The sequence below is a fragment of the Paenibacillus sp. 1-8 genome (assembly GCF_056316205.1).
Map to the genome: position 1 here is coordinate 65,534 of NZ_CM149995.1, position 22,498 is coordinate 88,031.

The 22,498-nt window shown below is 48.2% G+C and carries 22 protein-coding genes; all 22 read left to right on the plus strand.

Annotated features, from left to right (window positions below):
• Window positions 1-6 precede the first annotated feature (6 nt).
• The 22 genes from AC0WRU_RS00305 to AC0WRU_RS00410 all read left to right on the plus strand — a co-directional run bounded on the left by AC0WRU_RS00305 (window position 7) and on the right by AC0WRU_RS00410 (window position 22,490).
• The gene (locus tag AC0WRU_RS00305) at window positions 7-774 is read left to right on the plus strand and encodes a type III pantothenate kinase (RefSeq protein WP_476126795.1); all 768 of its coding nucleotides are present in this window, start codon (window positions 7-9) and stop codon (window positions 772-774) included.
• Between the two features lie 209 nt (window positions 775-983).
• A complete protein-coding gene (hslO, locus tag AC0WRU_RS00310) occupies window positions 984-1,868 on the plus strand; it encodes an Hsp33 family molecular chaperone HslO (protein ID WP_025683055.1) in 885 nt (294 codons plus the stop codon).
• 20 nt (window positions 1,869-1,888) lie between these two features.
• Entirely contained in the window at window positions 1,889-2,833 is a 945-nt protein-coding gene (locus tag AC0WRU_RS00315) for a peptidyl-prolyl cis-trans isomerase (protein WP_476126796.1), read from the plus strand.
• A gap of 217 nt (window positions 2,834-3,050) precedes the next feature.
• Window positions 3,051-3,989 carry a cysteine synthase A gene (gene cysK, locus AC0WRU_RS00320; protein ID WP_476126797.1) on the plus strand — a complete coding sequence of 313 codons (939 nt, stop codon included), beginning with the start codon at window positions 3,051-3,053 and terminating at the stop codon, window positions 3,987-3,989.
• A gap of 126 nt (window positions 3,990-4,115) precedes the next feature.
• Window positions 4,116-5,741, plus strand: a complete 1,626-nt coding sequence (locus tag AC0WRU_RS00325; protein ID WP_476126798.1) for an anthranilate synthase component I family protein — start codon at window positions 4,116-4,118, stop codon at window positions 5,739-5,741.
• A gap of 5 nt (window positions 5,742-5,746) precedes the next feature.
• Window positions 5,747-6,322 carry an aminodeoxychorismate/anthranilate synthase component II gene (gene pabA / locus AC0WRU_RS00330; RefSeq protein WP_476126799.1) on the plus strand — a complete coding sequence of 192 codons (576 nt, stop codon included), beginning with the start codon at window positions 5,747-5,749 and terminating at the stop codon, window positions 6,320-6,322.
• A gap of 3 nt (window positions 6,323-6,325) precedes the next feature.
• Entirely contained in the window at window positions 6,326-7,222 is an 897-nt protein-coding gene (locus AC0WRU_RS00335) for an aminotransferase class IV (protein WP_476126800.1), read from the plus strand.
• Window positions 7,219-8,085: a dihydropteroate synthase gene (gene folP, locus AC0WRU_RS00340; RefSeq protein WP_476126801.1), complete on the plus strand. Its 867-nt coding sequence runs from the start codon at window positions 7,219-7,221 to the stop codon at window positions 8,083-8,085. Before AC0WRU_RS00335 ends, folP begins: the two co-directional genes overlap by 4 nt.
• Window positions 8,086-8,304: 219 nt before the next feature.
• Window positions 8,305-8,667: a dihydroneopterin aldolase gene (gene folB, locus AC0WRU_RS00345; protein WP_476126802.1), complete on the plus strand. Its 363-nt coding sequence runs from the start codon at window positions 8,305-8,307 to the stop codon at window positions 8,665-8,667.
• A 9-nt stretch (window positions 8,668-8,676) separates the two neighbouring features.
• A complete protein-coding gene (gene folK / locus AC0WRU_RS00350; protein ID WP_476126803.1) occupies window positions 8,677-9,225 on the plus strand; it encodes a 2-amino-4-hydroxy-6-hydroxymethyldihydropteridine diphosphokinase in 549 nt (182 codons plus the stop codon).
• Window positions 9,177-9,377, plus strand: coding sequence for a helix-turn-helix domain-containing protein (locus AC0WRU_RS00355; RefSeq protein ID WP_187644971.1), 201 nt, complete (start codon window positions 9,177-9,179; stop codon window positions 9,375-9,377). The genes folK and AC0WRU_RS00355 overlap by 49 nt, the downstream gene beginning before the upstream one ends.
• A 46-nt stretch (window positions 9,378-9,423) precedes the next feature.
• Window positions 9,424-10,452 carry a tRNA dihydrouridine synthase DusB gene (gene dusB, locus AC0WRU_RS00360; protein WP_476126804.1) on the plus strand — a complete coding sequence of 343 codons (1,029 nt, stop codon included), beginning with the start codon at window positions 9,424-9,426 and terminating at the stop codon, window positions 10,450-10,452.
• A 213-nt stretch (window positions 10,453-10,665) separates the two neighbouring features.
• On the plus strand, window positions 10,666-11,142 hold the full coding sequence (gene greA / locus AC0WRU_RS00365) for a transcription elongation factor GreA (protein ID WP_025684746.1): 477 nt from the start codon (window positions 10,666-10,668) through the stop codon (window positions 11,140-11,142).
• 110 nt (window positions 11,143-11,252) lie between these two features.
• Entirely contained in the window at window positions 11,253-12,779 is a 1,527-nt protein-coding gene (gene lysS, locus AC0WRU_RS00370) for a lysine--tRNA ligase (protein ID WP_192512571.1), read from the plus strand.
• An 85-nt stretch (window positions 12,780-12,864) separates the two neighbouring features.
• Window positions 12,865-14,202, plus strand: coding sequence for a TrkH family potassium uptake protein (locus AC0WRU_RS00375; RefSeq protein ID WP_476126805.1), 1,338 nt, complete (start codon window positions 12,865-12,867; stop codon window positions 14,200-14,202).
• A gap of 298 nt (window positions 14,203-14,500) precedes the next feature.
• Window positions 14,501-15,028, plus strand: coding sequence for a hypothetical protein (locus tag AC0WRU_RS00380; protein ID WP_025684743.1), 528 nt, complete (start codon window positions 14,501-14,503; stop codon window positions 15,026-15,028).
• A gap of 575 nt (window positions 15,029-15,603) precedes the next feature.
• Window positions 15,604-16,374: an enoyl-ACP reductase FabI gene (locus tag AC0WRU_RS00385; protein ID WP_476126806.1), complete on the plus strand. Its 771-nt coding sequence runs from the start codon at window positions 15,604-15,606 to the stop codon at window positions 16,372-16,374.
• Between the two features lie 12 nt (window positions 16,375-16,386).
• Window positions 16,387-17,847, plus strand: coding sequence for a class I adenylate-forming enzyme family protein (locus tag AC0WRU_RS00390; RefSeq protein WP_476126807.1), 1,461 nt, complete (start codon window positions 16,387-16,389; stop codon window positions 17,845-17,847).
• A gap of 45 nt (window positions 17,848-17,892) precedes the next feature.
• Window positions 17,893-19,116, plus strand: a complete 1,224-nt coding sequence (locus AC0WRU_RS00395; protein ID WP_476126808.1) for an aldehyde dehydrogenase family protein — start codon at window positions 17,893-17,895, stop codon at window positions 19,114-19,116.
• A complete protein-coding gene (locus tag AC0WRU_RS00400) occupies window positions 19,113-20,813 on the plus strand; it encodes a thiamine pyrophosphate-binding protein (RefSeq protein ID WP_476126809.1) in 1,701 nt (566 codons plus the stop codon). The genes AC0WRU_RS00395 and AC0WRU_RS00400 overlap by 4 nt, the downstream gene beginning before the upstream one ends.
• Window positions 20,814-20,836: 23 nt before the next feature.
• Window positions 20,837-22,078 carry a beta-ketoacyl-ACP synthase II gene (fabF, locus tag AC0WRU_RS00405; protein ID WP_476126810.1) on the plus strand — a complete coding sequence of 414 codons (1,242 nt, stop codon included), beginning with the start codon at window positions 20,837-20,839 and terminating at the stop codon, window positions 22,076-22,078.
• A gap of 4 nt (window positions 22,079-22,082) precedes the next feature.
• On the plus strand, window positions 22,083-22,490 hold the full coding sequence (locus AC0WRU_RS00410; protein ID WP_476126811.1) for a 3-hydroxyacyl-ACP dehydratase FabZ family protein: 408 nt from the start codon (window positions 22,083-22,085) through the stop codon (window positions 22,488-22,490).
• The last annotated feature ends 8 nt before the right edge of the window (window positions 22,491-22,498 follow it).

Consider the following 22,498-nt stretch of genomic DNA (forward strand, 5'->3'; position numbering starts at 1 on the left):
CACCGATTGATTCTTGTAGTGGATGTGGGCAATACCAATATTGTGCTGGGATTGTATCAGGGGCGAGAGCTGCTGCATCATTACCGGATCAGCACCTCCAGACAGGCTACCGCAGATGAATATGGCGTGCTCATACATAATCTTTTTAGTATGGGCGGTGTATTGAAGGATAATATTAAAGGGGTCATTATCTCCTCAGTCGTTCCACCGCTGGTTCATGTGTTGGAGGAAATGTGCGACAAATACATAGGCAGAACACCCCTCATCGTCGGACCGGGAATCAAGACCGGTCTTAATCTGCGTTATGAAAATCCGCGGGAAGTAGGGGCTGACCGGATCGTGAACGCGGTTGCTGCTGTCGAGCGGTATGGCGGTCCTCTGGTTGTGGTGGATTTTGGAACGGCGACGACGTTTGATTGTATTGATGACAAGGGAAACTACCTGGGTGGGGTCATTGTGCCGGGTATCGGGATATCGACGGAGGCGCTGTATCAACGGGCTTCTAAGCTGCCTCGCATTGAGTTGGAGAAACCCAAGAAGGTCATCGGCCGCAATACGGTTCATGCTATGCAAGCGGGGATCATTTTCGGTTATGCAGGGCAAGTGGACGGTATTGTGGAGCGCATCAAGGAGGAAATGCAGGCAGAGCCTACGGTTATTGCTACCGGAGGTCTTGCCGAGTTAATCGCCTCGGAGACACGGAGCATTCAGAAAGTGTTGCCGATGTTGACGCTGGAAGGATTGCGTATCATTTACCAACGTAACGCTGAATAAAAAATGGATATAAGCTGCCGCCGAGGCCAGCCGGAGATGAAACCGGTTTGGATTGGCGGCGTTTTTCGTCTATACTGAAATATGTTACGTTTTTGAACGATTCGCGTGATCTGTAGATACAGGTTATTTATATAGCAGGAAATCATGCTTTAGTTATGCGGAAACATACACTAACGAAAATAACAGCATATATAGGGGAGGAACTCAATATGGAAAAGAAACAGGATCGACTTATTCGTGGTACAGCTATGGATGGAAGGGTCAGAGCCTTTGCGGTCCGGACAACAGAACTGGTGGAGGAACTGCGGAGAAGACATGATACGTATCCTACCGCCACAGCTGCTTTGGGGCGAACGCTTACAGCGGGTGCCATTATGGGTTCTATGTTAAAAGGTAAAGAGCGACTGACCGTTCAAGTTAAAGGTGACGGTCCAATCGGACAAATCGTCGTTGATGCCAACGCTGTAGGTGAGGTGCGAGGCTATGTGTCCGAGCCGCATGTACATTTGCCGAGTAATAGTATGGGCAAACTGGATGTAGCAGGTGCTGTCGGAACAGAGGGCTTTATTCATATTATCAAGGATTTGGGGTTAAAAGAACCATATCGGGGCAGTACCCCGATTATTTCCGGCGAGCTGGGTGAGGACTTCACCTATTATTTTGCTAAATCGGAGCAGACACCTTCGGCAGTGGGTTTAGGCGTGCTGGTGGATACCGATAATTCGGTTATCGTGGCAGGCGGATTTATTATTCAATTACTTCCGGGCTTGGATGATGATGAGATTACGGCCATCGAAAATGCAGTCGGCTCCATTCCGCCAGTTACAGCTCTGTTGGATCAGGGTTTAGAGCTTGATGAAATGCTGCGCTGGATGCTGCCGGACGTTCGGATTCTCGACGAAATGGATATTCATTTTCAATGTGAATGCTCGCGAGAGCGTGTGGAAAAAACATTGATCAGCCTGGGAGAAAGCGAATTGGAGCAGCTGATTGAGGAAGAGGGACAGGCCGAGGTCGTGTGCCATTTCTGTAATGAGGCTTATCAGTTTAATAAAGACGAATTGCAAAATCTGTTAGATCAAGCCAAAGCCTAACCGGATGGGCGGTGCGAGCGATGACTACACGGGAGAAAGGGTTATGGACGGCTGTCATTATCCTGACCGTCAGTGTCGCCGCCTTGGGTGGTCTTATCATGCTTCGCGGGCTCTTAAAGCCAGATGATGTAACCAAGGACGACGGCGATCATGCTGTAGCAGAGATGGGTCAGGAAGGCATATCGGAGGAGCAGTGGATTGCAGAGCTGAAAAAACGCTATGGAGCCACTACACTGTTACAAATGCTAAACCGCAAAGTTGTGGAGGCGGAGGCTGGGCGTCTCGGCATCAAGGTTACCCAAGAGGATTTGCAGCAGGTGCTGAAGCAGGATAGCAAAGGGTATGCTTCCGATCGCGCTTATTTTGAGGAAATGCAGCAACAGTTTGGCTTAAATCCGGATGATTTGCGGAGTGAGGCGGAATACCGGATTGGGTTGGAGAAAATAGCCACACAGGGTATTCAGGTTCAGGAAGCTGATATTGACCAGTACTGGAAGCAGCACCCGGAGGAATTTGCAGTCGGCAAGCAGATCAAGCTGGCAGCTATATACGCGACTCAAGCGGAGGAAGCTGAGACGCTGCTTGAACGGGTCAAGCAGGGAGAAAGCTTTGATATACTGCTTCAAGAGCATTCCAGTCATCTTTTCGGCAAAGACAAAAGTGGACAGCTGGGATGGGTGGACGAGTATGATCCTTTTCAGCCGCAAGAGATTATGGAGGCAGCGAGAGAGCTAAGTTCCGGTGATGTTGCTGGTCCCATCGCGGTTAACGAGGGTTATGCCGTCATTTTTGTACAGGATATCCGCCTGGAAGCTCCCACGAACGAACAACAGATTCGACAGCAAATTCGTCGCTCGCTTGCACTCGCTCAAGCTGCTCCTCTGGAAGAGGTTGAGAAAAGCCTGCGTGATAAATACGGGGCACGGATTTTGCCTGGAAAAGATATGCCATCCATTTCTCTATAAACAGAGTGAGCGATTCCTGGATTGAAGGAAGCGCGATGCTGAAAATCAGAGCTGGAGGAGTCGTGTTTTTATGGCTCGTATTGACAATGGATATGAAGGTTGTTATGATTATCATGGAAAACCTACCTTTTTTATCGGGAATTAAAACCAAGATTGATTAACAATGTGATTTTGCAAAAAAATTAATATAACATTCAATGTCAGGGAGGAACTTATCATGGCTAAAGTCGTCAATAACGTTACCGAACTTATCGGGGAGACCCCTCTCGTCCGTCTTAACCGGATCGTACCGGAAGATAGCGCAGAAATTTATTTGAAACTGGAATACCAGAACCCGGGGTCCAGTGTAAAAGACCGCATCGCGATTAGTATGGTGGAAGAGGCCGAACGTGAAGGACTGCTCAAACCAGGCGGTACGATTATTGAAGCTACCAGCGGTAATACAGGAATCGGCTTGGCTATGGTTGCAGCCGCGAAGGGCTACAAGGCAGTAATCGTTATGCCAGAAACAATGAGCTCGGAGCGTCGCAACTTGCTGCGTGCTTACGGAGCGGAACTTGTGCTGACACCCGGATCGGAAGGCATGAACGGATCTGTCAAGAAAATGGAAGAGCTGCTGAGTGAGAATCCGGAGTATTTTGCTGCCGAGCAGTTCAAGAACAAAGCCAACATCAAAATTCACCGTGAAACGACAGGTCCTGAGATCGTGGAAGCCATTCGCTCCATTGGCGGCAGCCTGGACGGTTTTGTAGCAGGGATTGGTACAGGTGGTACTATTTCTGGTGCAGGGGAAGTGCTTAAGAAAGAATTCCCTGAAATCAAAATCGTTGCTGTAGAGCCGGCTGCTTCTCCAATCTTGGCTGGTGGTAAGCCAGGACCCCACAAAATTCAGGGAATTGGTGCCAACTTCATTCCTGAAATTTTGAACCGTGACATCTATGATGAAATTATTCATGTAGAAAACGATGAAGCTTTCGAAGTTGCGCGTACAGTAGCCAAGGAAGAAGGCATCTTGTCAGGTATTTCCTCCGGTGCGGCTGTTCATGCAGCTTTGAAACTGGCTAAAGAATTGGGCAAAGGCAAGCGCATTGTTGTCATCGTTCCAAGTAATGGTGAACGTTACCTGAGTACGCCACTGTATAATTTCGAGCTGTAATTACGTCGTAATTGTGCATACTATATGAAGGAGTCCCTCATTTCCCTGTTGTCAGGGGGGTGGGGGATTCTTTTTAAAAATTAGCATACAGACTTTGCGCAAAGTAAGGGAAGGGGAAGCACACGCATGAAATCGACAGCTAGAGTAACGGAGGCACAGTGGCAGGCCTGGCAGAAGGAAGGATGGAGTATACTCCCATATATTGCTGAGTATCAGTTACCTGCGGACGGTTTACCGTTATCATGGCAGAAGGCATGGGAGAATTCGTCGCCATATGCCTTTTTACTGGAGAGCGCTAAAGGCGGGAGATACACCTATCTGGGCTTAAATCCGGTTGCTATATTGGAAGGTAAAGGGGAACAGGCCGTCTGGACCGATCTAAAAAGCGGCAAGCGTGATCTCATACAAGGTCAGCCCCTGACAGTCATGAACGACTGGATGGCTCCCTACCGTGCGCCGCGCGTACCGGGTATTCCTTTTTTCACTGGAGGCTTTGCTGGTTATCTTGGCTACGATGTAGCTCGCTCACTGGAGCGCCTACCGATACAGGCAGCAGACGATGCAGGCATACCAGACTACGTATGGATGCAAGTGAATGAGCTATGGATCTATGATCATGCGGAAGGCCGCATTTATTGTGCTGTTCATACGCCCACACCTGTTCACTTGCATACCGTCAGTAGTAACACCGCCAATGTCGATAATGTCGCTTTGGATCGGCAGAAAGCCATACTTTCCGAATATTACGCAGAAGCTGTCCAGCGTGCAGAACGTATGCTGACCCAGTGGGAAAACATCATACAAGCCGGAGCATCTGACCCTGCTTATATTCGCCGTTGCGCAAGGCTTGCCGAAGAAGAAGATCTGTTCGCTACTCATCATGAAGCAGAAGGCTGGAAAGCAGCTTTCAACCAAAAGGACTTTGAACACGCCGTAAAGCGCGTGCAGGAATACATTGCACAAGGTGACGTGTTTCAGGTAAACCTGTCGATTCGTCAGCAACGTACGCTGGTAGCCCAACCTGAGGATATCTATGAGTGGCTTCGCCTGCTGAACCCTTCCCCTTACATGGGCCTGCTGCGTATGCCGGATTTACGAATCGTCAGCGGTTCGCCGGAATTGTTGGTTAAGCTGGAGGATGGACGCGTCAGCGCACGTCCCATTGCAGGTACGAGAAGGCGAGGACTGACACCGGAAGAGGATACTGCCATGGCTGCCGAGCTGCTATCGAGCGAAAAAGAGCGTGCCGAGCATATTATGCTCGTCGATCTGGAACGTAATGATATCGGCCGGATTGCTGAATACGGAACGGTGCATGTGCCGGAGCTGCTGACTGTCGAGTACTATTCGCACGTGATGCATCTCGTTTCTCAAGTAGAGGGTAAGCTGGCCGCGGGTCGTACCGCTTTAGATGTAATTGCTGCTACCTTTCCGGGGGGAACCATTACCGGAGCGCCCAAGGTGCGTACTATGGAAATTATTGAAGAATTAGAGCCTGTCCGGCGTGGTCCTTATACAGGGTCCATGGGATGGATTGACTATAACGGCAATATGGAATTAAATATTATAATAAGAACACTAGCTGTCAGAGGCAGCACGGCCTATTTACAGGCAGGTGCAGGCATTGTCATTGACTCAGACCCGTACAGGGAATATCGCGAGTGCCGAAATAAGGCAAGAGCCGTCATGAAGGCAGTACAATGTGGTGAAGAAGAAGCCGCTTTGAGCAAGAGCGGTATCACAGGAGGGTGAGTCGTATGATTTTGGTGATTGATAACTATGATTCGTTTACGTACAATCTTGTTCAGTATTTGGGTGAGCTTGGCGAGGAAGTAACCGTAAGACGGAACGATGAGATTGATCTGAAAGGCATAGAAGAGTTGGCGCCAGAGCATATTCTGATTTCGCCAGGTCCATGCACGCCGAATGAGGCGGGAATATCGCTGGACGTGATCAGCCACTTTAAAGGGCGAATTCCGATCTTCGGCGTTTGTCTCGGTCACCAGGCCATCGGACAGGCGTTTGGCGGTCATGTCATCCGGGCTGAACGACTCATGCACGGCAAAACATCACCGATTCTCCACCATAATACATCGGTATTTGAAGGCTTGCCTTCCCCGTTCACAGCGACCCGGTATCATTCTTTGCTGGTGGAGCGCGCGAGCCTGCCTGAATGTCTGGAAATTACAGCTGAAACTGCGGAAGGTGAAATTATGGGCTTGCGGCATAAAGAGTTCGCTGTGGAAGGAGTTCAGTTCCATCCGGAGTCCATCATTACGGACCACGGACATCAACTGTTACGCAATTTCCTGAAACGCAAGGTAGGCGTCTGATTTATGAGATATATCGGAGTCAATGGCGTCCTCACGGAAGCCGCAGATGCCGTGATTCACGTAAGTGATCACGGCTTTTTGTACGGAATGGGCCTGTTTGAAACCTTCCGTACCTATAAGGGAGTTCCGTTCCTGCTGGATCGCCATTTGCACAGACTGGCAGAGGGCTGCCAGATGTTGGGCATTCCTTTTCAACCGGACAAGAACCAGCTTACCGAGCATATCCACGGTCTGATGGTCGCGAATGGTCTGAACGAAGCATATATCCGCTACACCGTATCTGCGGGCGAAGAGGTAATCGGCTTGCCGTCTGGTGACTATACGCGCCCTAACCATATTTTGTTTGCCAAGCCGTTACCCGCTACGCATAAAGAAACTGTGGGAACAACTGCCGCATCTGCGCTTCAGTTGTTGCGAACCCCGAGAAACACGCCCGAGGGCGAGATTCGATTAAAGTCGCTCCATTATATGAATAACATTCTCGCCAAGCGAGAGCTTCAGCAGTACGCCACTGCCGTCCAGCATAAGGCTGAAGGGATGATGCTTACGGCAGACGGTTTTCTGGCAGAAGGAATGGTCAGCAACCTGTTTTTTGTCCGAAACGGTACGCTGTACACCCCAGACCTGTCTACAGGTATCCTGCCAGGTATTACACGTGAACTTATTCTGGAGCTGGCGCAAGCAAGAGGCATCCACTGTGAGCAGGGTCTATACCGTTGGGACGAGCTGCGACTGGCCGATGAAATATTTATGACGAATTCCATACAGGAAATCCGGCCTGTGAACCTGTTGCTGGAGCCATATGGAACGACGCAACGGTTATCTGATGCCTGGACACAGACCGGTTCCATAACCGCTTTGCTGTTACACGATTACAGAGAGAAAGCAGGGATGAATTGAATATACCGACCATTTACCGACGAAGCTATCAGATGGGCGAGGCCGAGCTTACGCTCGGAGATTCCACACAGGTGATGGGTATACTGAACGTGACCCCGGATTCATTTTCCGATGGCGGATTGCACAATAGTCTGGAGATTGCTGTTTTACATGCCTTGAAGCTGGTGGAGGATGGAGCCGATATTATTGATATTGGCGGGGAGTCTACCCGGCCGGGGCATGATCCGGTAGGTGTGGAGGAGGAGCTGGCCCGTGTCATTCCGGTAGTACAGGCTATTCACCGTATTGCTCCTCACATTCCATTGTCCGTGGATACTTACAAAGCTGAAGTAGCACGGCAGGCCCTTGAAGCGGGTGCGCATATCATCAATGATGTGTGGGGATTTAAGGCAGATCCTGACATGGCACATGTAGCTTCACAATTCGATTGTCCAGTCATCTTAATGCATAATCGTCATGACCGTAACTATAGCGATTTAATACCTGATATGATTGATGATTTAAAAGAAAGTATCCGATTGGCGCTGGATGCAGGTGTACGTGCGGAACAGATCATTTTAGATCCCGGCATCGGATTTGCCAAAGATTACGACGAAAATATTCAAGCTATGACTTCTCTGGATACGCTAAGTCAGTTGGGTTATCCGCTGTTATTAGCGACGTCACGCAAAAGATTTATCCGTACAGCGCTGGATTTGCCTGTGGATGATGTGGTTGAGGGCACAGCAGCTACTGTCGCCTTTGGCATTGCCCAAGGCTGTCAGATAGTGCGTGTACATGATGTTGCACAAATCAAACGCACGGTACGGATGTGTGATGCGATGGTGTACGGGTCTAAAAACGCACTGAGTTATGGCGGGTAAAGCCCGTTTCACGAATCATTTGATCCTGCGATCGCTGTTGCAACGGGATTTTTTTGAATTGGTAAAACATGTAGAGGTAAAAATCCCGTTGCAAAGGCGAGCGCTACGCTTCTTCGGATTCAAATAATTCGCTACGCTACCGCCCGCATAAAGTCACTGCATTTTCAGAAAAAAATTTATTATAAAAAAATTTAATTAAAAAAGAGGGGCTTATTACCGATGGATAAAATGGTTCTGCACCGTATGGAGTATTACGGATATCACGGCGTTTTTCCTGAAGAGCGCAAGCTGGGACAGCGTTTCTATATTGGTCTGGAGCTGGAGCTTGATCTGCGTGAGGCGGGCGAGCAAGATGCATTGGACAAAACGGTTAATTACGCTGAAGTGCATTACACCGTTAAGGATATCGTAGAAAAGGAATCTTACCAATTGATTGAAGCTTTGGGCGAACGTATTGCATCTTCCTTACTGGACACTTATACTAGTGTCAATGCACTGACTGTCAAAGTCACGAAGCCGCATCCGCCGTTCGATATTCATTTTGAGGGCGTGACGGTTGAGCTTTATCGCGCAAGAAAGTAGGAACGGTACATGAACGCACATTCGACCTCTGAGGCATCAGAGGCTTATATTGCTTTAGGGGCTAATTTGGGGGATCGTGAGCATACCCTGTATGAAGCCATCACGGCGCTGGACGAACATCCGGGTATACGGGTGCTGCGTTGCTCCAGCCTGTACGAAACAGAGCCTGTCGGGTATCTGGAGCAGCCTTCTTTTCTAAACATGACAGCAGCCGTATCCACAACACTTGCTCCAGAAGAGCTTCTGATCTTCATGTTAGAAGTAGAGAGCCGTCTGGGTCGAGTAAGACATATCCCTAACGGTCCGCGCACCATTGATTTGGATTTGTTATGGATGGAAGCGGTGGAGCTCGCTACACCGGATTTGGAGCTTCCTCATCCCCGCATGCTGGAGCGTGCTTTTGTGCTTGTCCCATTGGCTGATATCGTTCCGAACCAAGATCCATCCGGCCTGTACAGTATCGTGCATACCGCATTGAAATCATTGGATGGAAAGGACGGCATACAGTTTTGGAAAACATGCAGTTGGCACAACGGCTTCGCGCCTTTCGGAAGCTAAAAGGATTTACGCAGCAGGAGTTGGCTGAGCGAACTGGCATATCGTTGGCCATACTGGGTGCTGTGGAACGGGGCAACCGAACAATAGAGCCTGACATGCTGAACCTTATTGCCCAAACCCTAGAAATACAAGTCCGGGAACTGACGGAATGACGATAAGTACACCATATACAAGTATGAATAAAGGAGTGAACAGAGAATGTTGAAAATCGGCGGTATTGAAATGAAAAATCAGGTCGTGCTGGCTCCGATGGCGGGCGTGTGTAACCCTGCTTTCCGTCTGATTGCCAAGGAATTTGGCACAGGCTTGGTATGCGCAGAAATGGTTAGTGACAAGGCGATCATTCACGGTAACAAGCGCACGCGTGAGATGCTGTTTGTAGATGAGCGCGAGAAGCCGCTTAGTCTGCAAATTTTTGGGGGAGACCGTGAATCCTTGGTGGAAGCGGCTAAGGTCGTGGATCAGGAGACGAACGCAGATATTATTGATATCAATATGGGCTGTCCAGTTCCGAAGGTAACCAAATGTGATGCAGGTGCCCGCTGGCTGCTTGATCCCAATAAAATTTATGAAATGGTATCGGCAGTCGTGGAATCGGTTAGCAAGCCTGTTACCGTGAAAATGCGTATTGGATGGGACAGCGAGCATATTTATGCCGTAGAGAACGCCCGCGCCGTAGAACGTGCAGGAGGCCAGGCTGTTAGCGTACATGGCCGTACACGGGAGCAACTGTATACGGGACATGCGAACTGGGATATTATAAAAGAAGTTAAAGAAGCAGTTTCCATTCCTGTAATCGGAAACGGGGACGTGGCAACACCGGAAGATGCCCGCCGGATGCTCGATTTGACCAACTGTGACGGTGTTATGATCGGACGCGGCGCTCTGGGTAACCCTTGGATGCTGTACCGTACGATTGAGTATTTGCAGACAGGGGAGCTTTTGCCTGATCCTTCACCGGAAGAAAAAATCCGCATTGCCATTCTGCATATGGATCGTCTGGTGGCATTGAAGGGCGAAGCCGTGGCTGTACGCGAAATGCGTAAGCATCTGGCCTGGTACCTCAAAGGACTTAGAGGCTCTGCACGCATTAAGGACGTTGTTATGGAAGAAACAAGACGTGATGATATGGTACGTATTTTGGATGGTTTTGTATCTGGACTACACACGGTAGAAAATGATGAACATTCCACGGGGGCTGCTTCTCCTGCCGCCGTTGCGCAATAAGGAAGCTGTTTCTGCCTTTGCATGTGATTGACTTTTCCAATTGCTTGCCCTATAATCGTTCAGTATAAAATCTTGATGTATGCTACAATTGTATGCAGCTCTCAAGACAACGGCAGGAAATGTTCTCATTCCCTCAGAGTGGCATATTATGTTTTGAAAGCGTGCATTCCGATGCACTTTTAAACTTTTCCCATGACAGGAGAATTGGTTAAGATGAGCGATAAAGAAGTCATTCTGACACAGGAAGGTCTTAGAAAGCTCGAAGATGAGCTTGAGAACTTGAAGTCTGTCAAACGCCGTGAAGTGGCGGAACGGATTAAGGTAGCTATCGGATACGGGGATATCAGTGAAAACTCCGAGTATGAGGATGCGAAGAATGAGCAGGCTTTCATTGAAGGCCGTGTAATTACACTGGAAAAATTGCTACGCAATGCCCGCATTATCAATAGTGATGAAATTGAAACCGATGTTGTTGGAGTAGGCGCAACCGTGACCGTTGAGGATATGGAATTCGGAGATGTTACAGAGTATGCGATCGTAGGTTCGGCTGAATCGGACCCGCTCCAGAATAAAATCTCCAATGAAAGTCCGCTTGGCAAGGCAATGCTCGGTAAGAAAAAAGGAACTGTTGTGGATGTCACCGTTCCGGCAGGCGTTATACAATATAAAATCGTGGATATCAAAAAATAAGACACAAACTTTGGAATTGAATGTAAAAGCTTCCTTGGGGAAGCTTTTTTTCTCTACACCCGGACGGACCCCGGCCCGTCTATTCATATTGAAGGAGCTGATTTAGCACCATGTCGGATGAAACTACTAACCAGGAACCTCAAGAAAATCGCGAGGAACTAAGCGAACTGCTGCAAATTCGCCGCGCCAAATTGGACGAGCTTCGCTCGTTGGGCATTGATCCTTTTGGTCGTAAATACATACGCACAGCTGAGGCGGGTGTACTGCTAAGCAAGTATGACAGTCTTACCAAGGAAGAACTGGAAGAAAAGAATATTGAAATTAGCATTGCAGGCCGTATTATGGCCAAACGGGTTATGGGGAAAGCCAGTTTTGCCCATGTGCAGGATCTCAGTGGACGTATTCAAATTTATGTTCGTCAAGATACCGTGCCGGAAGCCAAATACAAAGCATTCGGTATTTTGGATCTGGGCGATATTGTGGGGATTAAAGGCGTGCTGTTCAAGACCAAAACAGGGGAAACCACCATTAAGGTGCTGGACCTTGAGGTATTGTCCAAATCGTTGTATCCATTGCCGGAAAAATATCATGGTCTGAAGGATGTCGAGCTGCGCTACCGTCAGCGCTACGTCGATCTGGTTATGAACCCGGAAGTACAAAAAACGTTTATTACCCGTTCCCGTATTATTCAATCCATGCGCCGTTATCTGGACTCGCTCGGTTATTTGGAGGTTGAAACGCCAACACTGCATTCCATTGCAGGCGGGGCGGCGGCCAAGCCGTTTATTACACATCATAATGCACTGGACATGCAGCTATATATGCGTATTGCCATTGAACTTCATCTGAAACGACTGATTGTCGGCGGATTGGAGAAAGTATATGAGATCGGTCGCGTTTACCGTAATGAAGGTATTTCCACTCGCCATAACCCTGAGTTCACGATGATTGAGCTGTATGAAGCGTATGCTGACTACCAGGACATCATGCAATTGACGGAAAACATGGTGGCTCACATTGCGCAAGAAGTGCTTGGCACACAGCGTATTCATTATCAGGGCCAGGAAGTGGACCTGACGCCGCAATGGCGCAGAGTATCTATGGTTGATGCGGTTAAAGAAGTAACAGGCGTGGATTTTGGCGCACAATTGAGCAATGAAGAAGCTCATCGCCTTGCGAAAGAGCATAAAGTGCCGGTAGAGCCGCATATGACCTTTGGACATATTCTGAATGCCTTCTTCGAACAATTTGTAGAGGAAACACTTATTCAACCGACCTTTATTACCGGGCATCCGGTTGAAATCTCGCCATTGGCGAAGAGAAACGAACAAGATCCACGCTTTACGGATCGCTTCGAGTTGTTTGTTGTAGCTCGTGAGCATGCTAACGCATTCACTGAGCTGAATGATCCGATTGACCAACGTCAACGTTTTGAAGCACAATTGCTGGAACGTGAGCACGGCAATGACGAAGCTCATGAAATGGATGATGATTTTATCCGTGCCTTGGAATACGGCATGCCGCCAACAGGCGGACTGGGCATCGGCATCGATCGCTTGGTTATGTTGCTGACGGATGCTCCTTCCATTCGCGATGTGCTGCTTTTCCCGCATATGCGTAACCGTACGGTAGAATAACATAAATTATGAATATAGAGGATCAGCCGGGCTTCCCGTGTCTTGTTCCTCTTTTTCATAAGAACGGATGGAGAGAAAACTTCTAATGAAACGCAGCGTCAAGCTTACCCGGTTTGCATCCCCTCCTTTTATATTGGTCATCGGATATTTGCTGATTATTGCATTAGGCACTTTACTGCTGATGCTTCCTATCTCCAATCATAGCGGGCATGCTCCACATTGGATTGATTCGCTTTTTACGTCCGTCTCCGCTGCCTGTGTCACAGGATTAGTCGTGGTTGACGTTGATTCAACCTATACGATGTTTGGAGAGACCGTTATTATGGTGCTGATGCAACTGGGCGGGCTTGGTTTTATGACCTTGGCGACATTGTTTGCGTTGCTGTTGGGGCGTCGATTGTCGCTGAAGGACCGACTGCTGCTCAAAGAAGCTATCAGTGCCGACAGCATGGAAGGAATCGTGCGTATTATCCGCAAGGTGCTGATCTTCTCTTTTACCATTGAGGCGATTGCTGCCGTCGTTTTAGCTTTGCGATGGATGAGGGAGATGCCTGTCGGACAAGCGATATATTATGGAATATTCCACTCGGTTTCCTTGTTTAACAATGGAGGATTTGATCTGTTCGGAAGCAGCTTCCAGCAATATGCCGGAGACTTTGTGTTCAATATGATTGCATCCGTGCTTGTCATTTCGGGGGGACTGGGTTTCCTTGTACTAAGCGATCTATTCGATTTTCACCGCACTCGAAGACTGACTTTTCACTCGAAAATGGTACTCAGTGTGTCAGGGGGGCTTATTGTGCTTGGTGCGCTGGTCATATTTATTTTTGAGTTTACCAATGCACGAACCTTGGGCTCACTGAACTGGGAAGGCAAAGTGTACGCCTCTGTCTTTCAGTCCGTATCCACACGATCATCGGGAACCAGCACAGTAGATATCAGCGGGTTAAGGCAGGCCAGCCAGTTTTTTATCATGTTGCTGATGATTATCGGCGCTTCTCCAGGCTCCACCGGGGGAGGAATCAAAACGACTACGTTCCTGCTAATGGTTGGGGCTCTAATTGCCGTCATGCGGGGACAGAAGGAAATTGTGTTCTTTCGCCAACGGGTTCCCAAAGATATCATGATGCGTGCGCTGACCATTATTGTATTGGCCCTATTTATCTTCTCCATTGTGGTCATGCTGCTCTTAATGACAGAGGATGCACCTTTTCTCTCACTTGCGTTTGAGGCCGCCTCCGCGATCGGAACGGTGGGGCTGTCGACAGGTGTGACCCCGGGACTGTCTGACGCGGGTAAGCTGATCATTTGTGTGACCATGTTCATTGGTAGAATTGGGCCGCTCACGATTGCTTATGCCATTCGTCCACGCTCTACCAAAATGCTGTACCGTCGTCCCGAAGGACATATTGTAATTGGATAGTGGATAGCTTATCTGAATAAAAAGATGCACCCGTGCGGATGACACGGGTGCATCTTTTTTTTATTTCACATCATCATAATCTAATTTGCAGCATATCATGAAAAATACCCAATTTGAGAATGATAGGCAATGAACTTGACAGATACTATTTTCATGTAGAAAAAAGGCTATTTGTTTCCTTTTATGTAATTGTAGACAATATACTAGGAATATTATGTATAATATTGTATGATAGTGGGCATGGAAGGGGGATAGCTGAGGGAAACACCAATTTCTAATTCGAAAGGAATCATCTATTATGTATTTATTTATTATTAGTGCTGAAGTTTTATTCTGGGTTTTTGTTGTTTTAGGGTTGATCGCAAGATATATGTTTGGCTTAAAGAAATTAGGCGGTCTTCTTTTACTGTGTACTCCTATTATTGATATCCTGTTACTGATTGCGGTGTTCATCACGGTGAGCAGCGGCATGGAGATTACGACCGCTACTGGCCTGGCGGCTTGCTATCTTGGCATTACGGTAGCATTTGGTCATAGGCTAATTAAATGGGCCGATGTGCGGTTCTCTCATTGGTTTGGCAAGGGACCGAAGCCCGAACGCAAATATGGGGCTGCTCATGCAAAAGAGGAACGGACGGGGTGGTTGCTTCACCTGTTGGGCTGGGTCATTGGCAACGCTCTACTGTTTGCTATCATTGTGTATGTAGATGATCCACAGCGTACGGTTTCCTTGGAAGGCATTATGAGTACATGGGCAATCGTTCTGGTAATCGACTTTATTGTTTCCTTTAGCTATACTTTGGCTCCAAAGAAAAATAAGGCATAGCCCTAGGCAGTATAAGGCTTTACACTCGGATGAAATAAGACCGATCAATCAGGATGTTCAAATCGGAAGGGACATTGATGGTAAAAAATGAAGTTGTCACTTCCGGTAGTTTGCTGAGTCCATCGCTATTATGAGAATATGTACAAAATATTTGAAAAGTATATTGAACTCGCTTTGACAGTCACCTCATTTTTGCCTTCCATCTTTTCACTTGCATGGATTCCTTCCGATTTGAACACAGACAAACAGAAGCAGCGCAGTTTTCATAAGCTGACGTGATAAGGGCCCAGCTTATGTTGTTGCTGGGTATGGCAGGACAAAGCTATCGTATGGAGCGCGCTTGAATTCCCGAAGGAATGGGACCTTTGATTACAGCCGAACTCATCCGCAGAATAGTGTCCTGCCAATTCTCATAAATTTTAAAACAATTGTTGTATTTGCCTAAAACGTCGATTGTTTAACTTTGGCAACTAGCATGATAATAATCCAGAAAAGATTACATATGTCTATATATGTAGACATACGTAATTAAGTTGTTTTTTTGTCGAAAAATGTAAACAAGAAGGGTGGTTTCTGTGGCAGCACTGCTGAGTGGTAAGAACATTTTGATTATGGGTGTGGCTAACAACAGGAGTATTGCCTGGGGGACAGCCCAATCTTTAGCTGCTGAAGGAGCAAGGCTCATTTTTACTTACGAAAATGAGAGGGTTGCAGATCGGGTGCTAAAGCTCGTTGAAACGATTCCGGGGTCCATTGTCTGTCCCTGTAATGTACAAAGCGATGAAGAATTGGATGCACTGGCCGATTTTCTAAAGGAGAAAGTAGGCGTCCTGCATGGTTATTTTCACAGTGTTGCCTATGCTAAGGCTGAGGATTTGGACGGTCTGTTCGTCGACACTTCTCGCGAGGGATTCGCCATTGCTCAAGAAATCGGTGCCTACTCTCTGGCTGCTGTTTCCCGACGGGTTTACCCGCTGATGACGGAGGGTGGAAGTATCGTCACCATGACGTATATTGGCGCAGAACGAGCGATCAAGAATTACAACGTTATGGGTGTGGCGAAGGCTTCACTGGAAGCAAGCATGCGTTATCTGTCGAACGATCTGGGTACTTATGGTATTCGTGTCAATGCGATTTCGGCTGGTCCCATACGGACTTTGGCCGCTTACGGGATTAAGGATTTTAGCACGATGCTAAAGCATATTGAAGAGACGACGCCCCTACGCAAGTCGGTCGATACGTCCGAAGTTGGAGATACCGCGTTATTCTTATTTTCCCATTTATCGAGAGGCATTACGGGAGAAGTTATCCATGTTGATGCGGGATACCATATTACGGGGATGTAAGGAGGGAACGCTGTGCTTGTTACGCATACGGATTGCCGTATTATCTCACCTGAAGGGATTATGACAAGGGAGCGTCTGGAGCGGGATGTTACGATTTTCTCCCGGATGTTGACTCTCAGAGGAATTCCCGAAGACGGTAGAGTGATTCTGAAAGCGGCCAATTCCTATTGGTTTATTGTGTCTCTGTTCTCCCTGTGCAATATCGCTGTTTCGGTGACTGTGGTGGACGAGCAGACTGTGCTCGATGAGGTGGCTCAAATCTATGATGAAGCGGGTGCCTGTTGCATCCTTACGGATTCCGATTTAGAACTTCCTCATGCTCTCGTTATTCTGATTCAAGATCTAATTCAAGAAGAAGCAGTACACCCGGATTGGGTGGGAGAGCCAAAGCTTGAAGCCCTCGACTTTAACAAGTGGTGCGAGAGACCGGATGCGCTCATTCTGTATTCTTCAGGTACAACAGGAAAACCCAAGGGAATCGTGAAAGCTGGATCAGCCTTCATGGACAATATCAGGCATTCTATACACGCCATGAACTACCTACCGTCTGACCATATGCTCCCCGTTGTACCGTTTTCTCACTTTTATGGTATTTCACTCATCTTCTCCTGGTGGTTAACATCATGTTCTCTCATCATCTGCAATCCTAGAAACCTCTGGAGCGTCATTGCAAGTATTACGAAAGACCGGGCGACGGTCGTAGACGCTAACCCCTCTGCTTTTTACACCTTGTTGCGTATGTTAAACCGAAAACCCGAACAACTGGAAATGGTCAAGGAATCTCCGGTGCGCATGTGGTGCGTAGGCGGTTCTCCACTTACCCAAGACCTCGAAGAGAAATTTAACAACATATTTGGACAGCCCTTGCTGAATGGTTACGGCCTTTCTGAATTGGGCAACGTTACGCTGGGGACGCTGGAGTGTCCACAAGGTTGTGGCAAACCGTTGCCTGGTGTGGATCTGAAAATACTGGATGCTGCTGGCGAGCAGCAGGCGAACGGCATCGTAGGCGAAGTGTGGATACGCAGTGCCGGATGCATGGAAGGTTACCTGAATCGTCCAGACCTGACGCTGTCCGTTCTACAGGACGGCTGGTTCAAAACGGGAGATTTGGGCTATCTGGATGACGAAATGCTGTATGTAATTGGTCGCAGCGGTAAGACGGTCAACCGGATGGGATATATGGTATCTCCGGTTTATATCGAGGACCGGATTGGTTCGCTAGGTTACCGATCCTGCGTGATTACCTTGGAGGACGAGGCGAAAGGAACATTGCTTGTTGCATTCATCGAAAGCGAATCCTCGCAGGCCTTGTCTGTACTCCGCAAAGAGATGAATCGGGTACTTCCTTCATACATGTTTCCCGATCTTTTGCTTCCGCTCGCCCATTTTTCTTTAAACCGCAATGGAAAAGTAGATCGGCTGGAGATGGAGCGCATTGCCCTGGAGAAAGCTGCTTCTCGCAAAATATAACAAGGTATTTACCAAAAACCGCATAAAGGAAAGGGAGAATGCACCATGAGTATGAATCCGGAACTGGCAAAAAACACGCTTTTTTTGGAAAGGCATGAAGCAATTTTAAAGTGCCTTAATTATTTGATCGAGCATCGGCAGGAAGTGATGGATATTCTTACCCAATTTTCATCCTATCGGGCCGCCAATGCAGAAATTGATTCCACCATCCTCACACTTCAAGGTGCTTTGCAAGAGGTGCAGACCTATCAGCCAAGCCCGCAACGATCTATGGCTGTATTTATGCCTTCCAACGTCGTTTTGTACTCCTATGCATTATACCTCTTGATTCCGTCCCTATACGTTGAGAATATAGACTTTCGTCCTTCTTCTCACGTAAACGAGTACGTCAACATGCTGCATGAAAAGCTCCAGGCTGTACATGGATTACCCATCTATATTCGTAAGGTTAGCCAGAGAGTTTTCATGGAAAATTCGGTTATGCCAGCTGATATTGTGGTGTTCACTGGAAGCTATACCAATGCGGAGAAGATCAAAAAACAGATTCGAAAAGAACAGCTCTACATCTTTTACGGACAAGGGATAAATCCTTTCATCATCGGACCCGATGCCGATCTGGAACTAGCGGTTACCGATGTGATTCGAATGAGATTGTTCAACTCTGGACAAGACTGCCTGGGACCCGACATCATTCTGGTACATCAGGATGTGACGGAGAATTTCAAAAACCTGCTGATTCAGCGGCTGGACGAACTCGTGTTTGGAGCCAACAATGACCCGAACGCGAACTACTCCCCTATTTTCTATAAAGACACGCTGTATTCGGTTTCGGAATATTTTAACACGAACGATAAGTTTATTATTTACGGCGGTGGCATTGATTTCCGTACGAAAAAGATGGAGCCGACGATTGTATATAGCGAATTAGATCAGGATTTGGAGATTATTGAGTATTTTTCACCAGTCTTCAACGTGGTTAGCTACCGAGACGACGAGCAACTGATCAAGCGTATTTCCTCCAGTTATTTCAGTGAACGTGCGATGGGCTGCAGCTTATACGGATCTAATCACCTGGCGGACGTCCTGCGAAAGAAGCACACGCTGACCATTAATGAGACGCTTGAGGATGTGGATCAGGGCAATAAGCCCTTTGGTGGCTATGGCACGATGTCGAACTATATTTTTTACGATTTTAAGCTCGTTTCGAAGCCCATTTTGATTTCAAAAATTGTCGCAGAATATTTGTCGGAAAAGAGGAGTTTGGTATGACTGCGAGCTTATTGCCATGGGATGCCATCATTGGCTACTTAAAATCGGCTGGGGTTCGGCATCTCTTTGGATTACCAAGTGATGATCTCAAGATCGTATCGTCACTCCCCTCGTCCGGTATGGATTTTATTCTGTGCAAAGATCAGCGTAATGCTGTATTTATGGCAGCAGGCTATGCGCTCACAACCAACCAGATGTCCGTATGTGTTGTGGGTAAAGGGCCTGCGCTCAGTAATACACTTACGGGGCTACTGGAAGCCAAGAACCTTGGTGCTCCGCTTTTACTTTTGGCGCTCGGCACCGGAGGGGACAAGCTGGGTACCCGATCCTTTCAGGAGGCAGATCAAATCTCACTCGTGAAGCCGCTCGTAAAATGGGCTTACCGTGTCGAGCATGTGGATCGACTTGTATGGGCGCTGGAGCGAGCGGCTTTTTTGGCGATCAATGGGGCTCCAGGTCCGGTCTATATTGAACTGCCCGAAAACCTGATGGACCAGCCTGTGCCGACAGGGCTTCAGTTTATTCCGCCAGAAAAGCTTTCGTGCTCTCCGTCTCTTCGGGAGCTGGATGCGGCATGGGAGATTATCAAGACTGCTCGCAGGCCTGTCATTTTGGTCGGAGGCGGGATGAAGTCCGTTACAAATGATGTAATCGGGATATTCGCTGATCTGTGCGGAGCAGCCTTGTTCGCAACCGCCTCAGGACGGAGCGCAGTTGATGAAGAGGACGAGCTTTTCTGTGGGGTGGCCGGGCTCTATACGGATCTCAGTCTGAGGCAAATCTGGAAGGAATCTGATGTAGTGATTGCGCTGGGCAGCCGATTGGAAGAAACGGCTACGTTTGAGTGGGATATTTTGCTAGAGGATACACCTTTAATTCAGGTCAATGTCGAGCTGGAGGATTTTGCACACGAATACCGGGGCATCAAAGTGCTTGGAGATGGATATGCAGCATTAGAGCAGTGGGTTCAACGGTACAGACATAAACATGATGGAGCGTGGCTTGAAACGATCAGAAGGTGTAAGCAGAAGGCATTTTCTAATAGAGCCATTTATCTGGAGGAGTTGAAAAAGACCCCTGGAATTCACGTTCCAGAGCTGCTGGAGATCATTCAGACAGATTTTCCAGAAAAAATGGTGCTTGTTCAGGAAAATGGATTACAGGATATGTGGTCTTACTTTTATCCATATTTTTGCTTCGTGCAAGGTTCTCTTTCAATTGTTCCCAGTGACCAAACGAGCCTTGGATTCGGTGCGGCTGCTGCTTTGGGAGCAAGCCTAGCAACAGAACGTCCAGTAGTGGCACTGGTAGGGGACGGTGCGTTCAATCTCTTCTGTTCGGATTTTATGACGGCTGTGCAGTATCAAATACCGCTGATCTATCTCGTACTCAATAATGGCGGGTATGGTTGGTTGCAGAATCAGATGAATTATAAGCACCTTTCAGGGCAGTCCTTGCCATTTGTTTCAGAGGCGGCCAAGACAGGAATCCAAATTCCACAGTATGAATTTGTGGAAAGTCTTGCAATCCGGAGCAAGGGGGAGGCCCGGGAACAGCTTCAGCTTGCTTGGCAAAAGTATAAGGAGAACAAGCTTGTGGTCGTCGAGGTATATGCTGATCTTGCGGATGTGCATGAGAAAATCAGTCATGTGTATGGCGACTTTCCTCTCTACGAGCAACAGGCTTCCAAGAATTAATTTCAGCGAAGGACGTGGGTACAGTGAGAAGACGTGTTGTGGTGACAGGACAGGGAGTCGTAACGCCGGTTGGGCTTAATCTTACAGATTTCTGGAATTCACTGTTGGAAGGAAAGAGCGGCATCGGACCTGTCACTGCTTTTGATACAGCGGACATTCCGACAAAGATTGGTGCACAGGTTACGGGCTTTGATCCGTTGCAATATATGAGCAAGAAGGAAGCTAATAAAGTCGCACAGTTCACTCAGTTTGCCCTAGCGGCTGCACGGCAGGCAATGGAGCAATCGAAATTAGTGATTGATGAGCGGAATGCAGGCCGCGTGGGGGTTATTGTCGGCTCTGGAGCAGGCGGCCTCGACGTCATAGAGGAGAACTACGGGAAATTAACAAAGCTTGGTCCCAAAAGGGTTTCTCCTTATTTTGTTTCCTCCATGATGATTAATTCAGCGCCTGGTGAAATATCCATTGCTATCGGAGCCAAGGGACCTTCGTTTGCCGTGGTTACGGCTTGCGCCACAGGAAGTAATGCCATTGGTGAAGCATTACGTACGATCCAGTACGGCACGGCTGATGTCGTGGTCGCTGGAGGATCAGAGGCTAATTTTAGTCAGCTTGATTTGGCATCTTTTGCGAATATCCATGCTCTCTCCAGACGCAATGAAGAGCCGCAGAAGGCCAGTCGTCCGTTTGATGTGGACCGCGATGGATTCGTCATCGGCGGAGGAGCAGGGGTCTTGGTGCTGGAGGAACTGGAGCATGCCTTGAACCGCGGGGCTACCATTTTGGCCGAGGTTGCGGGTTACGGATGCACAACCGATGCGTATCATATCACGGCTCCAGACCCCTCGGGCTCCGGTCCGGCAGAAGCGATCAGCATCGCGCTGCAGGATGGTGGCTTGACACCACAGGAAATCGACTATGTCAATGCTCATGGTACGAGTACGCCGTTTAACGACCGCATGGAGATTAATGCCATTCAGAAGGTATTCGGGGAGCATGCTCCCCATTTGGCGATATCGTCTATTAAATCCATGACAGGCCATTTAATGGGCGGCGCAGGGGCAGTCGAATTAATTGCAACTGTACAGAGCATGATCCACAGCAAAGTACCACCGACACTCAATTGTGACAATCCCGAAGCCCCTGAACTGAATTTTGTACCGCATATATATCAGGAACGCGAGGTCCGTGCGGCGATTAGTAATTCCTTTGGTTTCGGGGGGCACAACGTCTGTCTTGCTGTTCGCAAGTGGGAGGGGGTATAAGCCTGTGAGCGAAGAGCTAATCCATATCCCGGATGTGCTTCCGCACAGGTACCCGTTTCTTCTGCTGGATGGCGTGACTGGGTACGAAACGTCGCAATGGGCGAAGGGGTACAAGCTTGTTACCTGGAGTGAATGGTTTATTACTGAGGCTAATCCATACATGCCTCCTATGTTGATCGTGGAGTCGCTCGCACAATTGGCGGCATTCGCTGCGATTGACAAAAAAGGCATTTCATATCTGACCAACCTTAATGGAGTTCGATTCCATAGCTTGGCGAGGCCAGGGGACCGAATTGATCTCTATTTTGAAGTGATCAAGCGTCGGCGGGGATATATACTCGGCAGCGGTCGTGCTTCTGTAGGCGAGCGTTTGGTGGCTGAGGCGGAAGAAATTGTTTCACTTGATCAATGACCGGAGGA

What these genes read in the sequence shown, in the direction of transcription:
- hslO (WP_025683055.1), top strand. Translation starts at nt 984, where the DNA reads ATGGAAAAGAAACAGGATCGACTTATTCGTGGTACAGCTATGGATGGA.
- AC0WRU_RS00315 (WP_476126796.1), top strand. Translation starts at nt 1,889, where the DNA reads ATGACTACACGGGAGAAAGGGTTATGGACGGCTGTCATTATCCTGACC.
- cysK (WP_476126797.1), top strand. Translation starts at nt 3,051, where the DNA reads ATGGCTAAAGTCGTCAATAACGTTACCGAACTTATCGGGGAGACCCCT.
- AC0WRU_RS00325 (WP_476126798.1), top strand. Translation starts at nt 4,116, where the DNA reads ATGAAATCGACAGCTAGAGTAACGGAGGCACAGTGGCAGGCCTGGCAG.
- pabA (WP_476126799.1), top strand. Translation starts at nt 5,747, where the DNA reads ATGATTTTGGTGATTGATAACTATGATTCGTTTACGTACAATCTTGTT.
- AC0WRU_RS00335 (WP_476126800.1), top strand. Translation starts at nt 6,326, where the DNA reads ATGAGATATATCGGAGTCAATGGCGTCCTCACGGAAGCCGCAGATGCC.
- folB (WP_476126802.1), top strand. Translation starts at nt 8,305, where the DNA reads ATGGATAAAATGGTTCTGCACCGTATGGAGTATTACGGATATCACGGC.
- folK (WP_476126803.1), top strand. Translation starts at nt 8,677, where the DNA reads ATGAACGCACATTCGACCTCTGAGGCATCAGAGGCTTATATTGCTTTA.
- dusB (WP_476126804.1), top strand. Translation starts at nt 9,424, where the DNA reads ATGTTGAAAATCGGCGGTATTGAAATGAAAAATCAGGTCGTGCTGGCT.
- greA (WP_025684746.1), top strand. Translation starts at nt 10,666, where the DNA reads ATGAGCGATAAAGAAGTCATTCTGACACAGGAAGGTCTTAGAAAGCTC.
- lysS (WP_192512571.1), top strand. Translation starts at nt 11,253, where the DNA reads ATGTCGGATGAAACTACTAACCAGGAACCTCAAGAAAATCGCGAGGAA.
- AC0WRU_RS00375 (WP_476126805.1), top strand. Translation starts at nt 12,865, where the DNA reads ATGAAACGCAGCGTCAAGCTTACCCGGTTTGCATCCCCTCCTTTTATA.
- AC0WRU_RS00380 (WP_025684743.1), top strand. Translation starts at nt 14,501, where the DNA reads ATGTATTTATTTATTATTAGTGCTGAAGTTTTATTCTGGGTTTTTGTT.
- AC0WRU_RS00395 (WP_476126808.1), top strand. Translation starts at nt 17,893, where the DNA reads ATGAGTATGAATCCGGAACTGGCAAAAAACACGCTTTTTTTGGAAAGG.
- AC0WRU_RS00400 (WP_476126809.1), top strand. Translation starts at nt 19,113, where the DNA reads ATGACTGCGAGCTTATTGCCATGGGATGCCATCATTGGCTACTTAAAA.